The organism is Chitinophaga eiseniae (genome assembly GCF_012641265.1).
GTDB classification, from domain to species: Bacteria; Bacteroidota; Bacteroidia; order Chitinophagales; family Chitinophagaceae; genus Chitinophaga; species Chitinophaga eiseniae_A.
This window is the reverse complement of sequence record NZ_JABAHZ010000007.1, coordinates 289,774-307,702: the sequence shown is the minus strand read 5'-3', so window position 1 is coordinate 307,702 and position 17,929 is coordinate 289,774. Positions and strand designations below refer to the sequence as shown.

10 protein-coding genes are annotated in these 17,929 nt (G+C 47.2%); 7 read left to right on the top strand and 3 right to left on the bottom strand.

From position 1 onward, the window contains the following. Positions 1-135: 135 nt before the first annotated feature. Positions 136-1,155, bottom strand: a complete 1,020-nt coding sequence (locus tag HGH91_RS25635; RefSeq protein WP_168741741.1) for a LacI family DNA-binding transcriptional regulator — start codon at positions 1,153-1,155, stop codon at positions 136-138. Between the two features lie 314 nt (positions 1,156-1,469). Between HGH91_RS25635 and HGH91_RS25630 the strand changes: the two genes are divergently transcribed. The 7 genes from HGH91_RS25630 to HGH91_RS25600 all read left to right on the top strand — a co-directional run bounded on the left by HGH91_RS25630 (position 1,470) and on the right by HGH91_RS25600 (position 14,447). Then, the gene (locus tag HGH91_RS25630) at positions 1,470-2,342 is read left to right on the top strand and encodes an AraC family transcriptional regulator (protein ID WP_145672108.1); all 873 of its coding nucleotides are present in this window, start codon (positions 1,470-1,472) and stop codon (positions 2,340-2,342) included. A gap of 138 nt (positions 2,343-2,480) precedes the next feature. Continuing rightward, positions 2,481-3,071, top strand: a complete 591-nt coding sequence (locus HGH91_RS25625) for an RNA polymerase sigma factor (protein WP_168741739.1) — start codon at positions 2,481-2,483, stop codon at positions 3,069-3,071. Positions 3,072-3,155: 84 nt separating this feature from the next. After that, positions 3,156-4,181 carry a FecR family protein gene (locus HGH91_RS31430; protein WP_168741738.1) on the top strand — a complete coding sequence of 342 codons (1,026 nt, stop codon included), beginning with the start codon at positions 3,156-3,158 and terminating at the stop codon, positions 4,179-4,181. Between the two features lie 5 nt (positions 4,182-4,186). After that, positions 4,187-7,672 carry a SusC/RagA family TonB-linked outer membrane protein gene (locus HGH91_RS25615; RefSeq protein ID WP_168741736.1) on the top strand — a complete coding sequence of 1,162 codons (3,486 nt, stop codon included), beginning with the start codon at positions 4,187-4,189 and terminating at the stop codon, positions 7,670-7,672. Positions 7,673-7,683: 11 nt separating this feature from the next. Beyond that, positions 7,684-9,264, top strand: a complete 1,581-nt coding sequence (locus HGH91_RS25610) for a RagB/SusD family nutrient uptake outer membrane protein (RefSeq protein ID WP_168741734.1) — start codon at positions 7,684-7,686, stop codon at positions 9,262-9,264. A gap of 399 nt (positions 9,265-9,663) precedes the next feature. Further along, the gene (locus HGH91_RS25605) at positions 9,664-12,810 is read left to right on the top strand and encodes a SusC/RagA family TonB-linked outer membrane protein (RefSeq protein ID WP_168741732.1); all 3,147 of its coding nucleotides are present in this window, start codon (positions 9,664-9,666) and stop codon (positions 12,808-12,810) included. A gap of 29 nt (positions 12,811-12,839) precedes the next feature. Further along, on the top strand, positions 12,840-14,447 hold the full coding sequence (locus HGH91_RS25600) for a SusD/RagB family nutrient-binding outer membrane lipoprotein (RefSeq protein WP_168741730.1): 1,608 nt from the start codon (positions 12,840-12,842) through the stop codon (positions 14,445-14,447). Between the two features lie 260 nt (positions 14,448-14,707). On the opposite strand, the gene HGH91_RS25595 is transcribed toward HGH91_RS25600, so the two are convergent. After that, entirely contained in the window at positions 14,708-15,517 is an 810-nt protein-coding gene (locus tag HGH91_RS25595) for an alpha/beta hydrolase (RefSeq protein ID WP_211092424.1), read from the bottom strand. A gap of 80 nt (positions 15,518-15,597) precedes the next feature. Further along, positions 15,598-17,922 (bottom strand): M1 family metallopeptidase, encoded by a 2,325-nt coding sequence (locus tag HGH91_RS25590; RefSeq protein ID WP_168741728.1) that lies wholly within the window; start codon positions 17,920-17,922, stop codon positions 15,598-15,600. Positions 17,923-17,929: the final 7 nt, after the last annotated feature.

The following is a 17,929-nucleotide window of genomic DNA, read 5'->3' as shown; positions in this document are numbered from 1 at the left end:
CAATACAGACCGCATCTGGCCCTTAAACTTAAAACACCAGGTCAGGTCCACGAACAAAAAATCCCGGTCATCTAATGACGACCGGGAATATCTTTAAATCTGTCAACCTATTTCAGGACGACACATTCTGCTTAATCAGGTGCGGGAAGAAGACGCACGCACCACCAGTTCCGGCGCCAGTACTACCTGCCTGGAAGGTGATCCCGGGTGATTTAATTCATTCATCAGCACTTCCACAATATTTTTCCCGATGCTGGCAATAGGTTGCGATACACAGGTAATAGAAGGACTGTGCAGGCGGAAAAGATCATGATCATCAAAGCCAACAAGGCCAATTTCTTTGCCTATCTCCCACCCCAGGGAACGGATGCTTTCTATACCAGCAATACCCAGGTAGTTAGTGGCAAAGAAAACTGCGTCGAGATCTTTTACGGTAGTGAGGAATTTCTTTATCTCTGTGTTGAAGCTCTCCCTGTCGAGATCAAAAGCGAGGCGCTTCGCCAGCGATTTATTAAAAGGTATTTTATGTTCTTTCAATGCAGCCACAAAACCATCCAGGCGATCTTTCATCTGGGTTTGTTCTGAGGCGATGGTAACAATGGCAATCTTTTTATATCCCTGTGCAATCAGGTGTGTAGTAGCGTCATAAGCGCCTTTATAATTGTTGAGCACTACGTAGCTGCTGTTGATATGCGGGAAGTAGCGATCCATTAGTACCAGCGGTTTGGAGGCGCTCTGCAGCAATTCTATTTCTTTATCAAGGTTTTTAGTAGGCGTGATGATGTAGCCATCTACCTGCCGGTACTTCAATACTTCCAACAGGCCTTTTGCTTTTTCCGTATTGTCTTCCGTGCTGCCGTAGAGTACTTTGTAGCCGTATTTATCTGCTTCATCTTCTACTACTTTGGCGAGTGAAGCAAAAAAGTTGTTGGCAATATCTTCTACAATGAGACCAATGGTTTTTGTTTTACCGGTACGTAATCCGCGGGCCAGCTGGTTGGGCTTATACTTTAGCCGGGCGGCAATTTTCTGGATTTTCTTACTTACCTGTTCGCTGATTCTTTTTTCTTTTGCCTTGCCGTTAAGCACAAAAGATACCGTTGTAGGAGATACACCAGCTTGCTTTGCAATATCTTTAATAGAGATCCCTTTCATAGAAAAAAACGCTACATCGATTTAGCCCAGCGTAATTTACAAAATGAAGTTGAAAATTACGTTGTTGTATTAATTATTCCAAGCTACATTGAAAAACTTATTCCTTATCGGATTGTCTGCCTTCCATCACATAAAAAGGTTATTTTGGCTAAAATGATGTTTTTTTAACCAATTTTTAATAACTTGGCAACATTCATAGGACGATCTGTATACGACACACCTGCCAGCATAGGGGTTCCCCAGGGGGGTATAATGGCGATGGTAATAAAGTATAGGACTGTCACAGTAATATAGTAGCTTAAATTAATACATGAATGAAACCCATCCTTATTAAAGTTGGGGCTTTTGCCGATAACCAGATCACCATCATTGAGAGGAGTGATCCATATTTCAATACACCGTTTCACTTCCACCCGGAATGTGAGTTAGTATATGTTACGGAAAGCCACGGGAAGCGAATTGTGGGAGATAGCATTGAAAGCTTTGAGGAAGGCGACATGGTGTTTCTTGGACCACATATCCCGCACGTATGGTATAATGAAGAAGAATACTATAAGGGCGATGATTTAAAAGCACGGTCGGTGGTCATCTATTTCCCAAAGGATATTTTCGGGGAGAAATTTTATGGATTACCGGAAACGAAAGCGCTCAGCGAGTTATTCCACCGGGCACAACGGGGCATGAAAATTACCGGCGCCACCCATGAACTGCTGAAACCTGAAATACTGGCCCTTCCCCGGAAAGAGGGACTGGACCGCATTATTTCTTTGCTCAACATCCTGAAAACTTTATCAGAAACACGCGATTGTTATTACCTGGCCAGCACCGGTTACTCCCATGCCTACAACGTAAAAGACAATCATAAGATCGATGAAGTGTTCAAATACGTGATGAATAACTTCTCTAAAGAAATCTCCCTGCAGGATGTAGCCAGCATCACCAACCTGTCGCCACAGTCATTCTGCCGCTTCTTTAAGAATCGCACCAAGAAATCGTTTGTACAGTTTTTAAATGAAGTGCGCATAGGCCATGCCTGCAAGCGCTTAACAGAAGAAGACTGGTCTATCGCCGAAATCGCCTATTCCTGCGGGTTTAAAAACCTCTCCAACTTCAACCGCTTCTTTAAAGAGATCGTCGGCAAAACGCCTAAGGAGTATAAGAATGAGCTCCGTCTGAAGGAAGCATGATAAAAATATAATTATTTTAGTATTTGGTTATTTAGTTATTTTAAAAAGTAGACTGTCAAATTTCAGAATATCAAAATTTTCTTCTTACATTCATTTCAGTAATTATCAACCAAAACGCTTAATTACTACTGTCATTCAATGTACAGCAGTTATTCCGATAACCAGTTAGTATCGCTGTTAAAAAGCGATGATAGTGCAGCCTTCAATGCCATTTATGACCGCTACAGTAAGATGCTGTATTTATTTATACACAGCAAGCTCGACGCGGCAGAGATCAGCAAAGATGTACTGCAGGAACTCTTCATTTCACTATGGGAGAAGCGGCATTCACTGGTACTGAAAGAATCATTAAAAGCATACCTGTACCAGGTAGCCCGCTATAAAATCATTGACATTTACCGGAAAAACGCCACCTATCGCAAGTACCTGCAACAATTGATTGAGCACTTTGATGCGCAACCCCATTCTATTGCAGATACGGTAGACAATAAAGTGCGAACCCAGGAACTATTTGAGGCGATTAACCATCTGCCCGAACGCATGAAGGAAATCTTTATGCTGAGCAGGTTCGAAAACCTCAGCGTAGAGCAGATTTCCGATCACCTGGGACTATCGCAGCAAACCGTTAAAAACCAGATCACTAAAGCATTAAAAATATTAAGGGCCAGCTATGCCAAAACGGATCTTATCCTCCTTTGCATCCTGCTGATCCGCTATTTATTCATTTAAACCGGGTATTTCATAAAAAATACCCGGTGGCGATGGTACTATTTCCACGTTATTCCGACTTAAGAACACATAAAATCCGAGCAGGTGGACACAGAACAGATCAAAATATTGCTGGAACGATATAACCAGGGGAAATGCTCACCGGAGGAAGCAGCTATTGTAGATCAGTGGTTTGAAAATATAAATCGTCACCAGTCCACCTACGTAGATGAAAAAGAACTGGACCGGGAGCTCGACAGCTTAAAAATACAACTGAACCAACAGATAGCGCCGGCGCCACCCGTAAAACCGCTGTATACCCGCTACTGGTACGCCTTTGTGGCTGCGGCCGTTTTCCTGCTGGCTGTAGGCATATTCTGGCTCAACCAACCCAAACAGGTGACTCCTCTTCCGGGCATTGACCATGCCATTCCGCTGGCAGCCAACCAGGGACATCGCGTGGTGAGAGACGGCTTCGTGGAAGTAAGCACCGGGAAAGGCAATAAGGAAAGTATTACCCTGGAAGATGGCAGCAGCCTGGAATTGAATGCCGGCAGTAAAGTACTTTACCCTGAGCACTTTGGTAGTGACATCCGCACCGTGGTATTACTGGAAGGAGAGGCATTTTTTAATGTAGCCGCCGATCCTGCCCGCCACTTCGTGGTAAAAGCCGGCGACCTGGCCACCACCGCGTTGGGTACGTCTTTCAATATCCGCGCTTACGCCAGCGAACAAAAAGTGACGGTAGCCCTCCTCACCGGTAAGGTGAAAATAGACCAGCTGAATGCCAGTCAGCAATCGGCCCCGCTCATCCTGCTCCCCAGTGAACAGATCAGCTACGACCGCATTTCCCTGCACCTGGTAAAAACCAGTTTTAGTAAGCCTGACGACATTACCGGGTGGAAACAGGGATACCTGGTATTCAGAGATGCTCCTTACAATGAAATCGTTACAGGCATCGAAAATCGTTACGGTGTTACAGTTGTGAACAACAGCGACAAAAAAGAATGGAATTACAACGGCTCCTTCAAAAATGAAGGCCTTAAAGACGTTATGGATATTATCTGCCTGGCAAAATCACTTTCTTATACCATTAAAAACGATACCGTTTATCTGCAAAATCAAAACTAGTTCATATGAGGGTAAAGCCGTGCCCCGTGAAGTGGTTTGTATCCATGGGGTTGATGCTGACACTCCTGTTGGCGGGTAGCCTGAACACCATGACTAGTGCCATCACGCAAATACCCGACCCGCCCACAGATATTGTCGTCACCATCCAGGTAAAAAATAAAAACCTGGAAGATGTAATGGCCGAAATTTCGGCAAAAACAGGACTAAACTTTCATTACGACAAAGCTGATCTTAACCTGAAGAAAAAGATTACGTTAAACTGCACCAAAACACCCATCGAAGAAGTGCTCACGTTAATGTCAGTACAAAGCGGACTAAAGTTTACCCGGATCAATAACAAAATCATAGTAGGCACAGCGAGTGAAAAAACATCGTCACCCAGTGTAGTCCTGCTGAATCATGTATCACTGGAACGAGATATCACAGGGATTGTACGCGATAACAAAGGCACGCCGCTCCCCGGAGTTACCATCCAGATAAAACATACAAACAAAGGAACGCAATCCAACGCCGATGCTGGTTTTACCATTAAAGCCAGCACCGGCGACATCCTTGTATTCAGCTCTATCGGTTTCATTAACCGTGAAATAGTAGTATGCCCGGAAAATGTAATAGACGTGCGCCTGCAGGAAAATGTGAAAGCGTTGAATGAGCTGGTGGTCACAGCGCTGGGCCTGCAGAAAAAAGCAAAAGAGCTGCCCTACTCCACCCAACAACTGGGAGGCGATGATTTACAGCTGGTAAAAGACGTCAACTTCATGAATTCCCTCAACGGGAAAACGGCGGGCGCTACTATTACCTGCAACGCTTCCGGCGTAGGCGGCTCTGTACGCGTGGTACTGAGAGGCAATAAATCTACCCGGGAAAATCAACCCCTGTATATTGTAGACGGCGTACCCTATGTTAACAATACGCCTTCCCAACCGGCCGATGTATGGGGACAATCGCATAATATCATAGGCGCCGGGGGCCGCGATGGCGGCGATGGCATCTCCAACATCAACCCTGATGACATTGAAAGCATCAGCATCCTCAAAGGCGCTTCCGCGGCCGCTTTATACGGCAGCCAGGCCGCCAACGGCGTTATCCTTATCACCACCAAAAAAGGAAAAGCCGGTCGCAGTAAAATCGATGTTTCCTCCGACTACACCCGGGAAATGCCATCCCTGCTGCCGAAATTACAATACCGGTATGCCCAAACAGATCCACCGGGTATAGACCATGTAGGCACACCGCAGCCGGGATCGCTGGGCAGCTGGGGCAAGTCCATACAAGCACCAGATCATGTAAAGGCATTTTACCAGACCGGGTCTACCTGGACCAATACCGTGGCCTTCAGCGGTGGCACCGAAACCGCACAAAGCTACTTTTCCTATGCCAATACCTCGAACAAAGGCATTCTGCCTACCAACCGGTTTGACCGGCATACCGTTAATTTACGCGAAACATTAAAACTACTCAACGACAAGCTGGTGATGGATGCCAACGTATCCTTTACCGCGCAAAACACCGTAAACCGGTTGTCGTCCGGTCTCTACTACAGCCCCATTTCCGGGCTATATACCTTTCCAAGGGGATTGGATTTTGACTACTACAAAAACAACTTTGAATATTTTGATACGGATCGTAACCTATACCTGCAAAACTGGTGGAACATTCGCAGCGATAAAAAATGGATTGGGCAGGATGATCAGCAAAACCCGATGTGGGCACTGCAACGTAACCTGCGCCTCGATTCCAGGTACAGGGGATTAGCTACCCTGTCGCTCACCTGGCAGCTGAATAACTGGCTGTCTATAAAAAGTCGCGGCAACTTTGATAAATCGCTCGACCAGTACGAACTGGAAGCTTACGCCGGTACACAGATTGTGCTGGCAGGTTCCAATGGCCGTTATACCCAGGAGCGAGAATTCAATACCCAGCTATACGGAGATCTCATGATAAATGCCAGCAGCAAGATCAACAGCTGGCTGCACCTGGCAGGCAACCTGGGCGCAAGTATTACCGACACCAAAGCACATGAACGCACTTTCAACGGCTCCAATCCCAATGCAGATCCGGGCTTAATTTATCCCAATAAATTTTCCATCTCCAATATCTGGAGCTCCTCGCTGGATGCTCAGCATGGCATTGACCAGAAACAGCTACAGGCGCTGTTTGGCAACGTACAAGCCGGATTTAAGAACTTCCTGTTTTTAGATATTACCGGGCGTAACGACTGGTCCAGCACTTTTGCGTTTACCAATACCAAGAATAAAGGTTACTTCTACTATTCTGCCGGGCTTTCTGCAGTATGGAGTGAAATGTTTAAGATGCCCGCCGGCATTGACTTTCTCCGTTCCCGTATTTCGTATGCCCGGGTAGGCAATGATATTGCGGCGTATTCGTCCCGCCCCGCTTCGTTTTCCCTGCAAACCATTGCCGGGGTTACCCGTGTGATATTGAACCAGCGCACCATCTACCCCGGCCTGACCCTGGAACCGGAAGACAACCGCTCGTTTGAAATAGGTCTGGAAGCCCACCTGCTCAAAAACAGGGTGACGGCGGATCTTACCTTCTATAAGAATAACAACTACAAACAATACATGGAAATTCCCGCTCCTCCGGGCTACCGGTTCAGTACTTATTACCTGAACATGGGGAATATCCAGAACCAGGGATGGGAAGCCACCCTAACGCTGATGCCCATACGGAATAAAGCGCTTTCCTGGACCAGCACCATCAACTTCGCCGCCAATAAGAACAAAATTGTTTCCTTATCCAACTCCCGGATTATAGGCGCCGACAGCAGCAGTATGTTTATATTGACAGACTTCGGCGTAAATATGTTTGGTTCCTTTATTATGGAAGGAGGATCATGGGGAGATATTTACTCTAACAAAGAGTTAGTAAAAGACGATCACGGCGCGTACATACTGGATGGCGCAGGTAAACTGCAGTCGCGCAATGCGTTTAAAAAAGTAGGGAATCCGAATCCTGATTTCACCCTGGGATGGAATAATAGCATCGATTATAAAAATTTTAACCTGAGCTTTTTGATAGACGGTCGTTTTGGCGGCAAGGTCATGAGCGTTACACAGGCCGTGCTCGACTGGTATGGCGTGAGTGAAGTGAGTGCCCGGGCCCGCGACAATGGAGGCGTATCCATTAATGCAGTGAATAAAAACGGGAGCCCCTACACCGGTAAAATTGATGCGCAGACTTATTATACCACCATCGGCTCCAGGGCCGGTATTGGCGAAATGTATATGTATGACGCCACCAATATACGGCTGCGGGAATTGAGCCTGAGTTACCGTATTCCATTAAAATGGAAATGGATACGCAGTGTGAGGGCTGGCATTATAGGCAGGAACCTGTTCTTCTTTGAGCTGCATGCGCCTTTCGATCCGGAAGTATCGATGGGTACGGGCAATGGCTTACAGGGGGTAGATGTATTCGGGCTTCCGCCTTTGCGGAGTATGGGAATCAATTTAAGATTAGGTATTTAAAATACTCACCAATGAACAGCAGGAGGAACATATCCACATTATTTGCCCTGGTGGCCATTATGCTGGTAAGTGCATGTACGAAAAAGTTTGATGAGATTAACACCAATCCTTATGATTTTAACGAAGAGGACCTGGCGGCGGACTATCGCCTGATGGGGGAACCTTTATCGCAGGCGCAGCTATGCCTGTTGATCTACAACGATCCTCCTACTGCGCAGCTACAGCAAAACCTGAATGCTGATATCTTTTCGGGGTATATGATGTCGCCCACTCCTTTTGAAGGCAATATCAACAATACCAATTATGGCCTGCTGTATTACTGGAACAACCGTCCCTGGCAGGTTACCTATACCAATGTGATGAAGTCCTGCGATTTTACGCAACAGAAGGCAAAAGGCACATACAGTGATTTTTATGCATGGGCGCAGATTATTAAAGTGGAGGCCATGCACCGCATCAGCGACATTTACGGTCCTATTATGTATACGCATTATGGCGTACTAAACGATGAAATGGGCATTGATTACGATTCGCAGGAGCAAGCCTATAATGCGTTTTTCAATGATCTGCGGGAGGCGGTGGACACGCTTACCGCATATATCAACAGGAATGCCGTGCAGCGTTTTACTTCATTCGACCTGGCGTATAAAGGCGACTATACCCAGTGGGTGAAGTTTGCCAATACCCTGCGACTGCGCCTGGCCATCCGTATTGCCGGCGTTAATCCGCAAAAGGCAAAGCAGGAAGGGGAAGCGGCCCTCAGTCATCCTTTAGGGTTGCTGAAAACGGCGGCTGACAACTTTGCCATCAACATTGCGCCTGTTACCCATCCGCTGAACATCATGTGTTATACCTGGGCGGATATACGCATGAGCGCGCCAATGGAGTCTATCCTGACAGGTTATAAAGACCCTCGGCTACCACATTATTTTGTGCCCACCGACGATGGCGCCAATGTGTATCATGGCATCCGTAACGGTATCCGTATTTCGGCGAAAGAAGAATACAGTGGCTTCTCCCAACTGGTAAAATTCAACAGCAATATCCTGTTTATGACAGCTGCAGAGGCCTGGTTCCTGAAAGCGGAAGCCGCATTAAATGGCTGGAAAGGCGCCGGTACTGCAGCTGATAACTATGCCGCCGGTATTACCACTTCTTTCAACCAATATGGAATTAATAACGTTAACGACTATATGAACAATAGTATTGACAAGCCCAAGCCATATGTTGACCCTCAAAACCCAGAAAATAATGTATCTGCGGGCGATCCGCATTTAAGCACCATTACCATTAAATGGGATGAAAGCGCCGGCAGGGAGCAAAAGCTGGAGCGTATCATCACACAGAAATGGATTGCCATGTTCCCCGAAGGACAGGAAGCCTGGACTGAATTCAGGCGTACCGGTTACCCTAAGTTATTCCCCGTAGTAATTAATAATAGTGGCGGTACCATTCCTACCGAAAAATTTATCCGCCGTTTACCTATGCCACAGGTAGAACTGGTTACCAATCCTAAAGCGGTAGCCCGTGCTATTACCACCCTGAAGGGACCGGACACCGGGGGGACGCCGCTCTGGTGGGACATTCGATAGCTGCTAAAAAAAATTAAAAATTTTTTAAAATCACGTAGTACTAGTTTCAACTCCGTACGACTCCTTTTGCATAGCGCACTATTTCGGCGCTTTTAAGCGATGCAGCCTGTAAAAAACAGACGTTATAAAAAACAACATTTCATGTAAGAAAAACACATAACAGGACTCAACCCGAATAGACATTGCCACACGCGATGAGGCCTTGCACGTACCTATGAGTCCGGCTATTGACTAAAATATTACAAACAACTATAACAGGATGGCATCCGCCATGCTAACGGCTTTGCACGTCCTGTACCCGGCACGTATGAACAACTATTCATCACCTTGATCTATTTAAAAATGGTCAGTTTAATGCAACAATACAAATCCCATTTATTAACCAAAAAAAAGGCAAGTATGAAAAAAAACCTACGCCTTATGAAAGTGTGTGCTATGACCGGTCTTGCGCTCACTTCCATCTTAGCAGACAGTGCGTATGCGAAGGCCGCCGGCTATCGTTATTCGCCCACCACTTCATTCCGTAGTATTTTACAGGACAGGGAAATCAGCGGTACCGTACGCGATAGCAAGGGCAATGCATTGCCCGGCGTTACGATACAGGTGAAAGGTGTTTCAAGAGGTACACAAACTGGTGTAGACGGTAAATATCATATCAACGCCAAAACCGGCGATGTACTGGTTTTCAGCTCCGTAGGTTTTGCCGTAAAAGAAGTGGCAGTAGGCAGCGGCGCTACGCTCAACGTTTCTTTGGACGACAACGTTAAAGGATTAAATGAACTGGTAGTAACTGCGTTGGGCATTCAACGTAAAGCAAAAGATCTCACCTACTCCACCCAACAGGTAAAAGGAGAAGATCTGACTACCGTAAAAGAAACAAACGTTATCAACAGCTTATCCGGTAAAGTATCGGGTTTGCAGATCAACCGCAGTGCATCCGGTGTGGGCGGTTCTTCCCGGGTAGTATTACGCGGACAAAAGTCCATCCGTGAAAACCAGCCACTGTATGTAGTGGATGGCGTGCCCATTGCCAATTTCACCAGCGCCCAGCCCAGCGATCTTTGGGGTCAGGCATCCGGTACTTCCTCCGGCGGCCGCGATGGTGGTGATATCCTCAGCACCATTAACCCTGACGATATCGAAAGCGTAAACGTACTGAAAGGCGCCTCCGCCTCTGCGTTGTACGGTAGCCAGGCAGCCAACGGGGTGATCATGATCACTACCAAAAAAGGGAAAGCAGGACAAGCAAAAATTATTTACTCGTCCAACTTTACACTCGATCAGCCTTCTTATCGTCCGGACCTGCAGTACTCTTACCTGCAATCCTCTCCGGGCAACCTGTATAGCTGGGGCGATAAAGGTAGCAGTCCTGATCATGTAAAGAAATTCTTCCAGACCGGTACTACCTGGATCAACTCGGTAAACGTATCTGGTGGTACAGAAAAGGCACAGACCTATTTCTCTTACTCCAATACCGCCAATAAGGGTATTGTGCCTACCGCCAAATATGGACAGCACACTCTCAACTTCCGGGAAAACGCCAATTTCCTGAACGATAAACTGAACCTGGACGCGAACGTGCAAATGACCACTCAAAATGCACATAACCGCCCTACCTCCGGTTTATATTATAACGCACTGACGGGCTTATACCTGTTTCCAAGAGGTTTAAACTTCGACCAGTACAAGAACAACTACGAGTACTTCTCTCCTACCCGCAACATGTATGTGCAGGACTGGTGGAACCTCAACATCGATAAAAAGCTGGACGGACAAGACTCCCAGCAGAACCCTTACTGGATCCTGAACAGGAACGTCACCGAAAACCGTAAGGATAACCTGATCACGTCATTGGCCTTGCGTTATACGCTCACCGACTGGTTAAGCGTACAAGCCCGCGGTAATGTGAATAAAGCCTGGGATAAATATGAATTAAAAGCCAATGCCGGTACACAAACCACTATTGCTGATGCCAATGGTCGTTATACCTACGATTACCTGTCCAGCACACAGTATTATGGCGACCTGTTATTTGTAGGAAGTCCTAAAATTTCTGATAAAATAGGCTTCAACTTCACCGCAGGTACCAGTATAACAGACCTGAAGCAGGATCGTAACTTCATCGATTCCAAAGATGCTGACCTGGCTTTTGCCAATATATTCCATGTTGGTAACATCAACCTGAGCCCGGCGGCTAAAATTATACCGACCGGCACCAGGAGACAGCTCCAGTCTGTATTTGGAACCGTAGGTTTCAATTTGCAGCAGAAAGTATTCCTGGATTTAACCGCGCGTAACGACTGGTCTTCCACCCTGGCTTACACGCCAAATGCCAAGAAGGGTTACCTCTATTATTCCGGCGGTTTAAACGCCATCCTCAGCGACATCTTCCACATGCCTAAATTCATAGACTATGGTAAGGTGCGCGGCTCTTATGCCAAAGTGGGTAACGACGTAGCGCCATTTTCTACCCTGCCGGTAAATACCATTACTTCCGGTACGCTGACCTCCAATACATCCGGCGCTTACCTGGGATTACCGCTGAAACCGGAAATGACCACTTCTGTTGAATTTGGTACAGAATGGAGAATGTTTGACAACCGCTTGAACTTCGATATCACGTGGTATAACTCACATACTAAAAACCAGTATTTTGACTTTACCATCTCCGCAGGTTATTTATATCCTAATGCCTTCGTGAACGCAGGTAATGTACAAAACACCGGTATAGAAGCTACTTTGGGCTACCAGGTTATCAAAAGCAAAAACCTGAACTGGCAAACCTCCTTCAACTTTACCCATAACCGGAACAAGCTGATAGAACTGGCTCCGCAGCTGAAAGGCGACTATACCATTACACCTAAAGGCGACAACGTAAACAGCTATGCACTGAAACTGCATGAAGGAAGTTCCTTTGGTGACATCTATGGCCGTGCCTTCAAACGCGGTGCAGACGGCAGCGTCCTGGTAGATGATAATGGCAAGCCTTTGCCGGCCGATGGTCCGCTGTCTTTCCTGGGTAATCCTACTCCTAAATTCCTGCTGGGATGGAACAACAGTTTCAGCTGGAAACAATTCAGCTTAAACATCCTGATCGACGGACGTTTTGGAGGTAAAGTAATGAGTATTACACAGGCTATGCTGGATGAATATGGCGTATCTAAAGTTACCGCAGATGCCCGCGACAATGGTGGTGTAGCGTTCAATGCCACCAAAGCCAGTGGCGGTAAATTTACCGGTAAAATCCCTGCAGCAGTATTTTACGGTGGTGTAGCCGGTCGCGCCGGTATCACTGAATACTACATGTATGATGCTACCAACGTGCGTTTGAGAGAGCTGGCCATTGGTTATACCATTCCGATGCACAACAATGTGCTCAGAGATCTGAAGGTAGGCCTGGTAGGACGTAACCTGTTCTTCTTCACCAAAAAAGCGCCTTACGATCCTGAAATGAGCATGAGTACAGATAACGGTGTTCAGGGTGTGGATGTATTTGGTCTGCCTTCTACCCGCAGCTTTGGACTGAACCTGAAAGCTACGTTTTAACCTGATTCAGCACACAAAAAAATTGAGCCATGAATTTTAAATCATATAAAAAAATAGGTTTGGTCCTGACCGCTGCCTTATTAGGTTTCAGCAGCTGTACCAAGAACTTCGAGGAAATCAACAAAAATCCGTATGGGTCTACCGATGCTGATTTACAGGGCGACTTTGCGCTGGTAGCGGCACAATTACAACAGGCGCAACGCAGTATTTACTTATATCTTCCGGTGCCGGATTTTCAATTGCAGCAAAACCTGCTGGGAGATGTGTTTAGCGGTTACATGATGTCGGCCACTCCATTTGCGGGCAACAGTAATAACCTCAGCTATAACCTGCTGGATGGATGGACCAGCGCTGCCTGGAGAATTGCCTATAGTAACGTGATGAACCCTTGTTACAAAGCGAGCACCTACTCCAAATCTAAATTTCCTGAAACGTATGCTATGTCGCAGATCCTGAAGGTGGAAGCCATGCATCGTATCAGCGACATTTACGGTCCTATTATCTACACTAAGTACAATCAGCCTAATGCAGACGGTACCGTAGATTTAGACAGCCAGAAAGACGCCTATTATGCTTTCTTCGCCGATTTGAAAGAAGCGATCGATATTCTCACACCGATCAAAGATCAGCAACAATCCGTTTTATTTGGGAAAGCGGACCTCGTATACGGTGGCAAATACATCCAGTGGCTGAAGTTCGCCAATACGCTGCGCTTACGTCTTGCTTTGCGTGTTGTGAATATTGATCCGGCCAAAGCAAAAACAGAGGGCGAAGCTGCCCTGGCCAATGCCGGCGGCTTGCTGACCGATGGTACTGCCGACAACTTCCTGGTGGATATTGGCGCTACCACGCACCCGTTGAATACCATCAACGACTCCTGGGGTGATATCCGCATGGGCGCCCCGGCAGAATCTATCATGGGTGGCTACAATGATCCGCGCTTGCCTAAATTCTTCCAGATAGCTACCGATCCGGCTGTAGCTGGTATATTTAAAGGTATCCGCAACGGTATCAACATCGATGCAAAAGAAAGATACCTGAAATACTCCAAGCTGGCTATTTTCCCCAGCAAAATACAGCTGATGACCGCCGCTGAAGGCTGGTTCCTGAAGGCAGAAGCCGGTGTCCGCGGATGGGCCAACGCCGGTGATCCGCAAACCAACTACCAGTCCGGCATCCAGGCGTCCTTTGATCAATACAAGCTGGGCAGCGCGGCTACTTATTATAACAATAGTACCGCCAAGCCTAATGAGTACAAAGATCCTAAAGCCATCACCGCTGGTCAGAACGATATACTTGCCGGTTCCCCCTACCTGAGCACCATCACTATTAAATGGGATGCTGCCGCCACTTTCAACCAGAAACTGGAACGTATTATCACACAAAAATGGATTGCCAACTACCCTGAAGGAGAAGAAGCCTGGTCTGAGTTCCGCAGAACCGGTTATCCTAAACTCTTCCCGGTAGTGATCAACAACAGTAATGGCGCTATCACCACGGCCGATTTCGTGCGCAGGGCTAATTTCCCGAGCAATGAATACGCTACTAATGCAGGTGCCATTCAAAAGGCAATTGCCACACTAACACCACAAAAAGATGTAGGCGGTACTCACCTCTGGTGGGATCCGGTAAAATAAATCAACATTTTATTTTGAATCGCGTGCATAAAAAAGGCCGGTCCTGTTGAGGACCGGCATTCTATCACACCAAATGATTCTTAAAAAATATTGCATTTAGCATTCACTCAACATAGGTCACATTCAAATTAACAGCCGTTGGCATTCCTGTTGACGGACTTTTTAAGAGAACAAAAATTTTCGAATTTTCATAGATACAGGACAAAAGCAAAAGCCGGTTTTGTTGAAAACCGGCTTTCTTTATGCATATAAGCGTTTGTTTACTGGAAGAAACGATGGAAGAACAACAGCTGATACTGGATGGAATTAGCCCAGTAGTCCCAATTGTGCTCACCGGGGCGTTCGGTATAGTCGTGGTCGATACCCGCCAGCAATAATTTCTTATGGAGGTCGCGGTTTACATCTATAAAAAAGTCTTTTACCCCGCAGTCGATGATAATAGACAGGGCGCCTGGTTTCAGCTTTTCTACCTGCTTAATTACCGTATAGTCGGTCCAGTTAGCACCTGCAGTACCGGGAGGGCCCAGTCGTTTGGCAATGTCCCAGTTTTTGGGGAAAGGACGAAGGTCAACGCCACCGCTTATGCTGCCGGCAGCGCCAAAAACCTCCGGATGGCGGATAGCGAGAAACAGGGCTCCATGGCCTCCCATGCTGAGGCCTGTAATAGCACGGTAATGAGGTTCCGGCATTGTTTGATAATGCTGATCGATATAGGCGGGTATCTCTGTGGATACATAGCTTTCGAACCGCACGCTGCTATCTACCGGGCTATCAAAATACCAGCTGGTAACGGCACCATCGGGGCATACCACCATACATTGGTAGGTGTCTACCAGTTCTTTAATGGCAGGCACTTTGGTGACCCAGTTGGCATAATCACCACCGGCGCCATGTAGCAGGTATACTACCGGGTACCGCTGGGTGCCGCTTTTATAAGTGGAGGGTGTAATGACCACACAATTGTAGGCGCGGTGCATTTTCTGGCTGTAAATACTGACAGTGTCTACGTCTGCGGCCTTTGCCATCTGGGTACAACACAGCAGTATCAGTAAACGGGCAAATAATTTCATCACTCGGGCTTTTATGAATATCAAAAAAAGGGCGGCTATCATCCGGGATGATAGCCGCCACAAAATATAAAATAGCGCGATTATTTTGTTTTTGCTTTCTTCATGGGGTTGTCGCCGGTGGAAGCACCGCGTACGCCTCCCTGGGCTTTAAACAGCTCAAACTGGGAAGGAGCCGCTTCACGGGGCCAGCTGTTATTGCTTTCGTCGATATCAGCGGTTTCACGCAGGGGGTCGAGCTTTACGGCCACTACCTGTTTGTCTTTGGCGAATACTTTGGTCACTTCATTTTCATTCTTGCGCCAGATGTAGGCAGAAATACGGTCTGTTTCCCTGGTGCCATCTGCAAACGTCCACTCAATGATCAGTGGCATTACCAGTCCGCCTTTATTGGAGAAGGTAAGCTGGTAGAAGTTCTTCTTGCTGTCGTACAGTGCTTTTTCTTCTTTGCTTAAGCCGTTATAGAACTTACTGTAGGCATCTTTGTCTTCCTGGCTTACTTCAAACCGGTTCCATTTGCTGTAGAAGTCCTGCAGGCTGGTATCCTGGTCTACCGCATATTTCACGCCGGCAGCTTTATTCCGTTGACGGGCAACATGGTCCATGTTTTTATCATACGCTGCCTGGGCAGTTTTGGCTGTTTTTTCCGGGTCATTGCCATCCATGCGGAACCATTTCACGCTGTCGAGGGAAATGTCTACCGGTTCGATACCGAAGAACCATCCGCGCCAGAACCAATCCAGGTCTACCGCAGAAGCATCTTCCATGGTGCGGAAGAAATCGGCCGGTGTAGGATGCTTAAATGCCCAGCGACGCGCATATTCCCTGAAAGAGAAGTCGAACAATTCGCGGCCCATAATGGTTTCACGGAGAATATTCAACCCAGTAGCCGGCTTGGCATATGCGTTAGGACCAAACTGTACAATGTTTTCAGAGTTGGTCATAATGGGCTCCAGCTGGTCTTTAGGCATCTTCATATAATCTACGATCTTATGGGCAGGGCCGCGACCGGAAGGGAAATTGCTGTCCCATTCCTGTTCTGCCATAAACTGGCAGAAGGTATTTAATCCTTCATCCATCCAGGTCCATTGCCTTTCATCGGAGTTAACGATCATCGGGAAAAAGTTGTGTCCTACTTCGTGGATGATTACGCCGATCATGCCATTTTTGGTGGCTTCTGAGTAAGTACCGTCTTTATCGGCACGGCCGTAGTTAAAGCAGATCATCGGGTATTCCATGCCGTTGGCTGCTTCTACCGAAATAGCCACGGGATAAGGATAAGGGATGGTATGCTTCGAGTAGGATTTCAGGGTATGTGCTACCACTTTAGAGGAATAGCGGTGATAGAGCGGATAGGCTTCAGGACCATAATACGACATGGCCATTACCTTGTTGCCTTCTACGTTAGTGGGCAACGCATCCCATACGAGGCGGCGGGAAGATACCCAGGCGAAGTCGCGCACGTTCTGTGCTTCATACACCCAGGTTTTGGTGCTGGAGGCATGGCCTTGTATGGCTTTCTTCGCATCATCCAGGGTCACTACTTCCACCGGTTCTTTGCTGTTTTGTGCCTGCTGCCAGCGCTGATATTGTGCTGCGCTGAGCATTTCCTTATAGTTCTGGCATTCGCCGGTGCCGCCTACCACATGGTCGGAGGGTACCGTCATGCGTACTTTGAAGTTACCGAAGGTGAGGGCAAATTCACCTCTGCCGGTGAACTGTTTATTTTGCCAGCCCTGGAAGTCGGAATACACGGCCAGCCTGGGATACCATTGAGCAATGGTATACAGGTAGTTTTTGTCTTCCGGGAAGTATTCATATCCACCGCGGCCACCGATGGTCATACGATCGGAGATGTTGTACCACCACGAAACTTTAAAGCGGTATTTTTCGCCTGGCATCAGGGGTTTGGGCAAATCTATCCGCAGCATGGTCTGGTTGACGATGTAGGGCAATGTTTTGCCTTCTGCATCGGTGAGCTTCGTGATTTTCACGCCCAGGTCCTGCTTAGGCGGCAGGATGCTGTTGAGCGTAGAAAGGGTCATTTTATCCGACATCCGGCTTTCGTTGAAAGACTGGTTGTCGCTTTTCGGATCGTGCTCATTTTCATCCAGCTGCAGCCAGATATAGGTGAGCGGATCTGGCGAATTATTAAAGTAGGTAATGGTTTCGGCGCCGGTTAATTTCTGGGCGGCATCATCCAGTTGCACGTCGATATCGTAATCGGCCCGTTGCTGCCAGTATTTGGGTCCTGGCGCCCCGGAGGCAGAGCGGTACATATTGGGTGTTTGCAGCATAGTGCCCAGCTGTTCGAAGCGGTTGCCATGGTTGGAGCCCGGGTTATTCTGTGCCTGCAGCGACAAAATACTGCAACACAATACCCCGGCGAGGTAAAGATTCTTTCTCATAAACAGT

What these genes read in the sequence shown, in the direction of transcription:
- HGH91_RS25635 (WP_168741741.1), bottom strand. Translation starts at nt 1,155, where the DNA reads ATGAAAGGGATCTCTATTAAAGATATTGCAAAGCAAGCTGGTGTATCT.
- HGH91_RS25630 (WP_145672108.1), top strand. Translation starts at nt 1,470, where the DNA reads ATGAAACCCATCCTTATTAAAGTTGGGGCTTTTGCCGATAACCAGATC.
- HGH91_RS25625 (WP_168741739.1), top strand. Translation starts at nt 2,481, where the DNA reads ATGTACAGCAGTTATTCCGATAACCAGTTAGTATCGCTGTTAAAAAGC.
- HGH91_RS25615 (WP_168741736.1), top strand. Translation starts at nt 4,187, where the DNA reads ATGAGGGTAAAGCCGTGCCCCGTGAAGTGGTTTGTATCCATGGGGTTG.
- HGH91_RS25610 (WP_168741734.1), top strand. Translation starts at nt 7,684, where the DNA reads ATGAACAGCAGGAGGAACATATCCACATTATTTGCCCTGGTGGCCATT.
- HGH91_RS25605 (WP_168741732.1), top strand. Translation starts at nt 9,664, where the DNA reads ATGAAAAAAAACCTACGCCTTATGAAAGTGTGTGCTATGACCGGTCTT.
- HGH91_RS25600 (WP_168741730.1), top strand. Translation starts at nt 12,840, where the DNA reads ATGAATTTTAAATCATATAAAAAAATAGGTTTGGTCCTGACCGCTGCC.
- HGH91_RS25595 (WP_211092424.1), bottom strand. Translation starts at nt 15,517, where the DNA reads ATGAAATTATTTGCCCGTTTACTGATACTGCTGTGTTGTACCCAGATG.
- HGH91_RS25590 (WP_168741728.1), bottom strand. Translation starts at nt 17,922, where the DNA reads ATGAGAAAGAATCTTTACCTCGCCGGGGTATTGTGTTGCAGTATTTTG.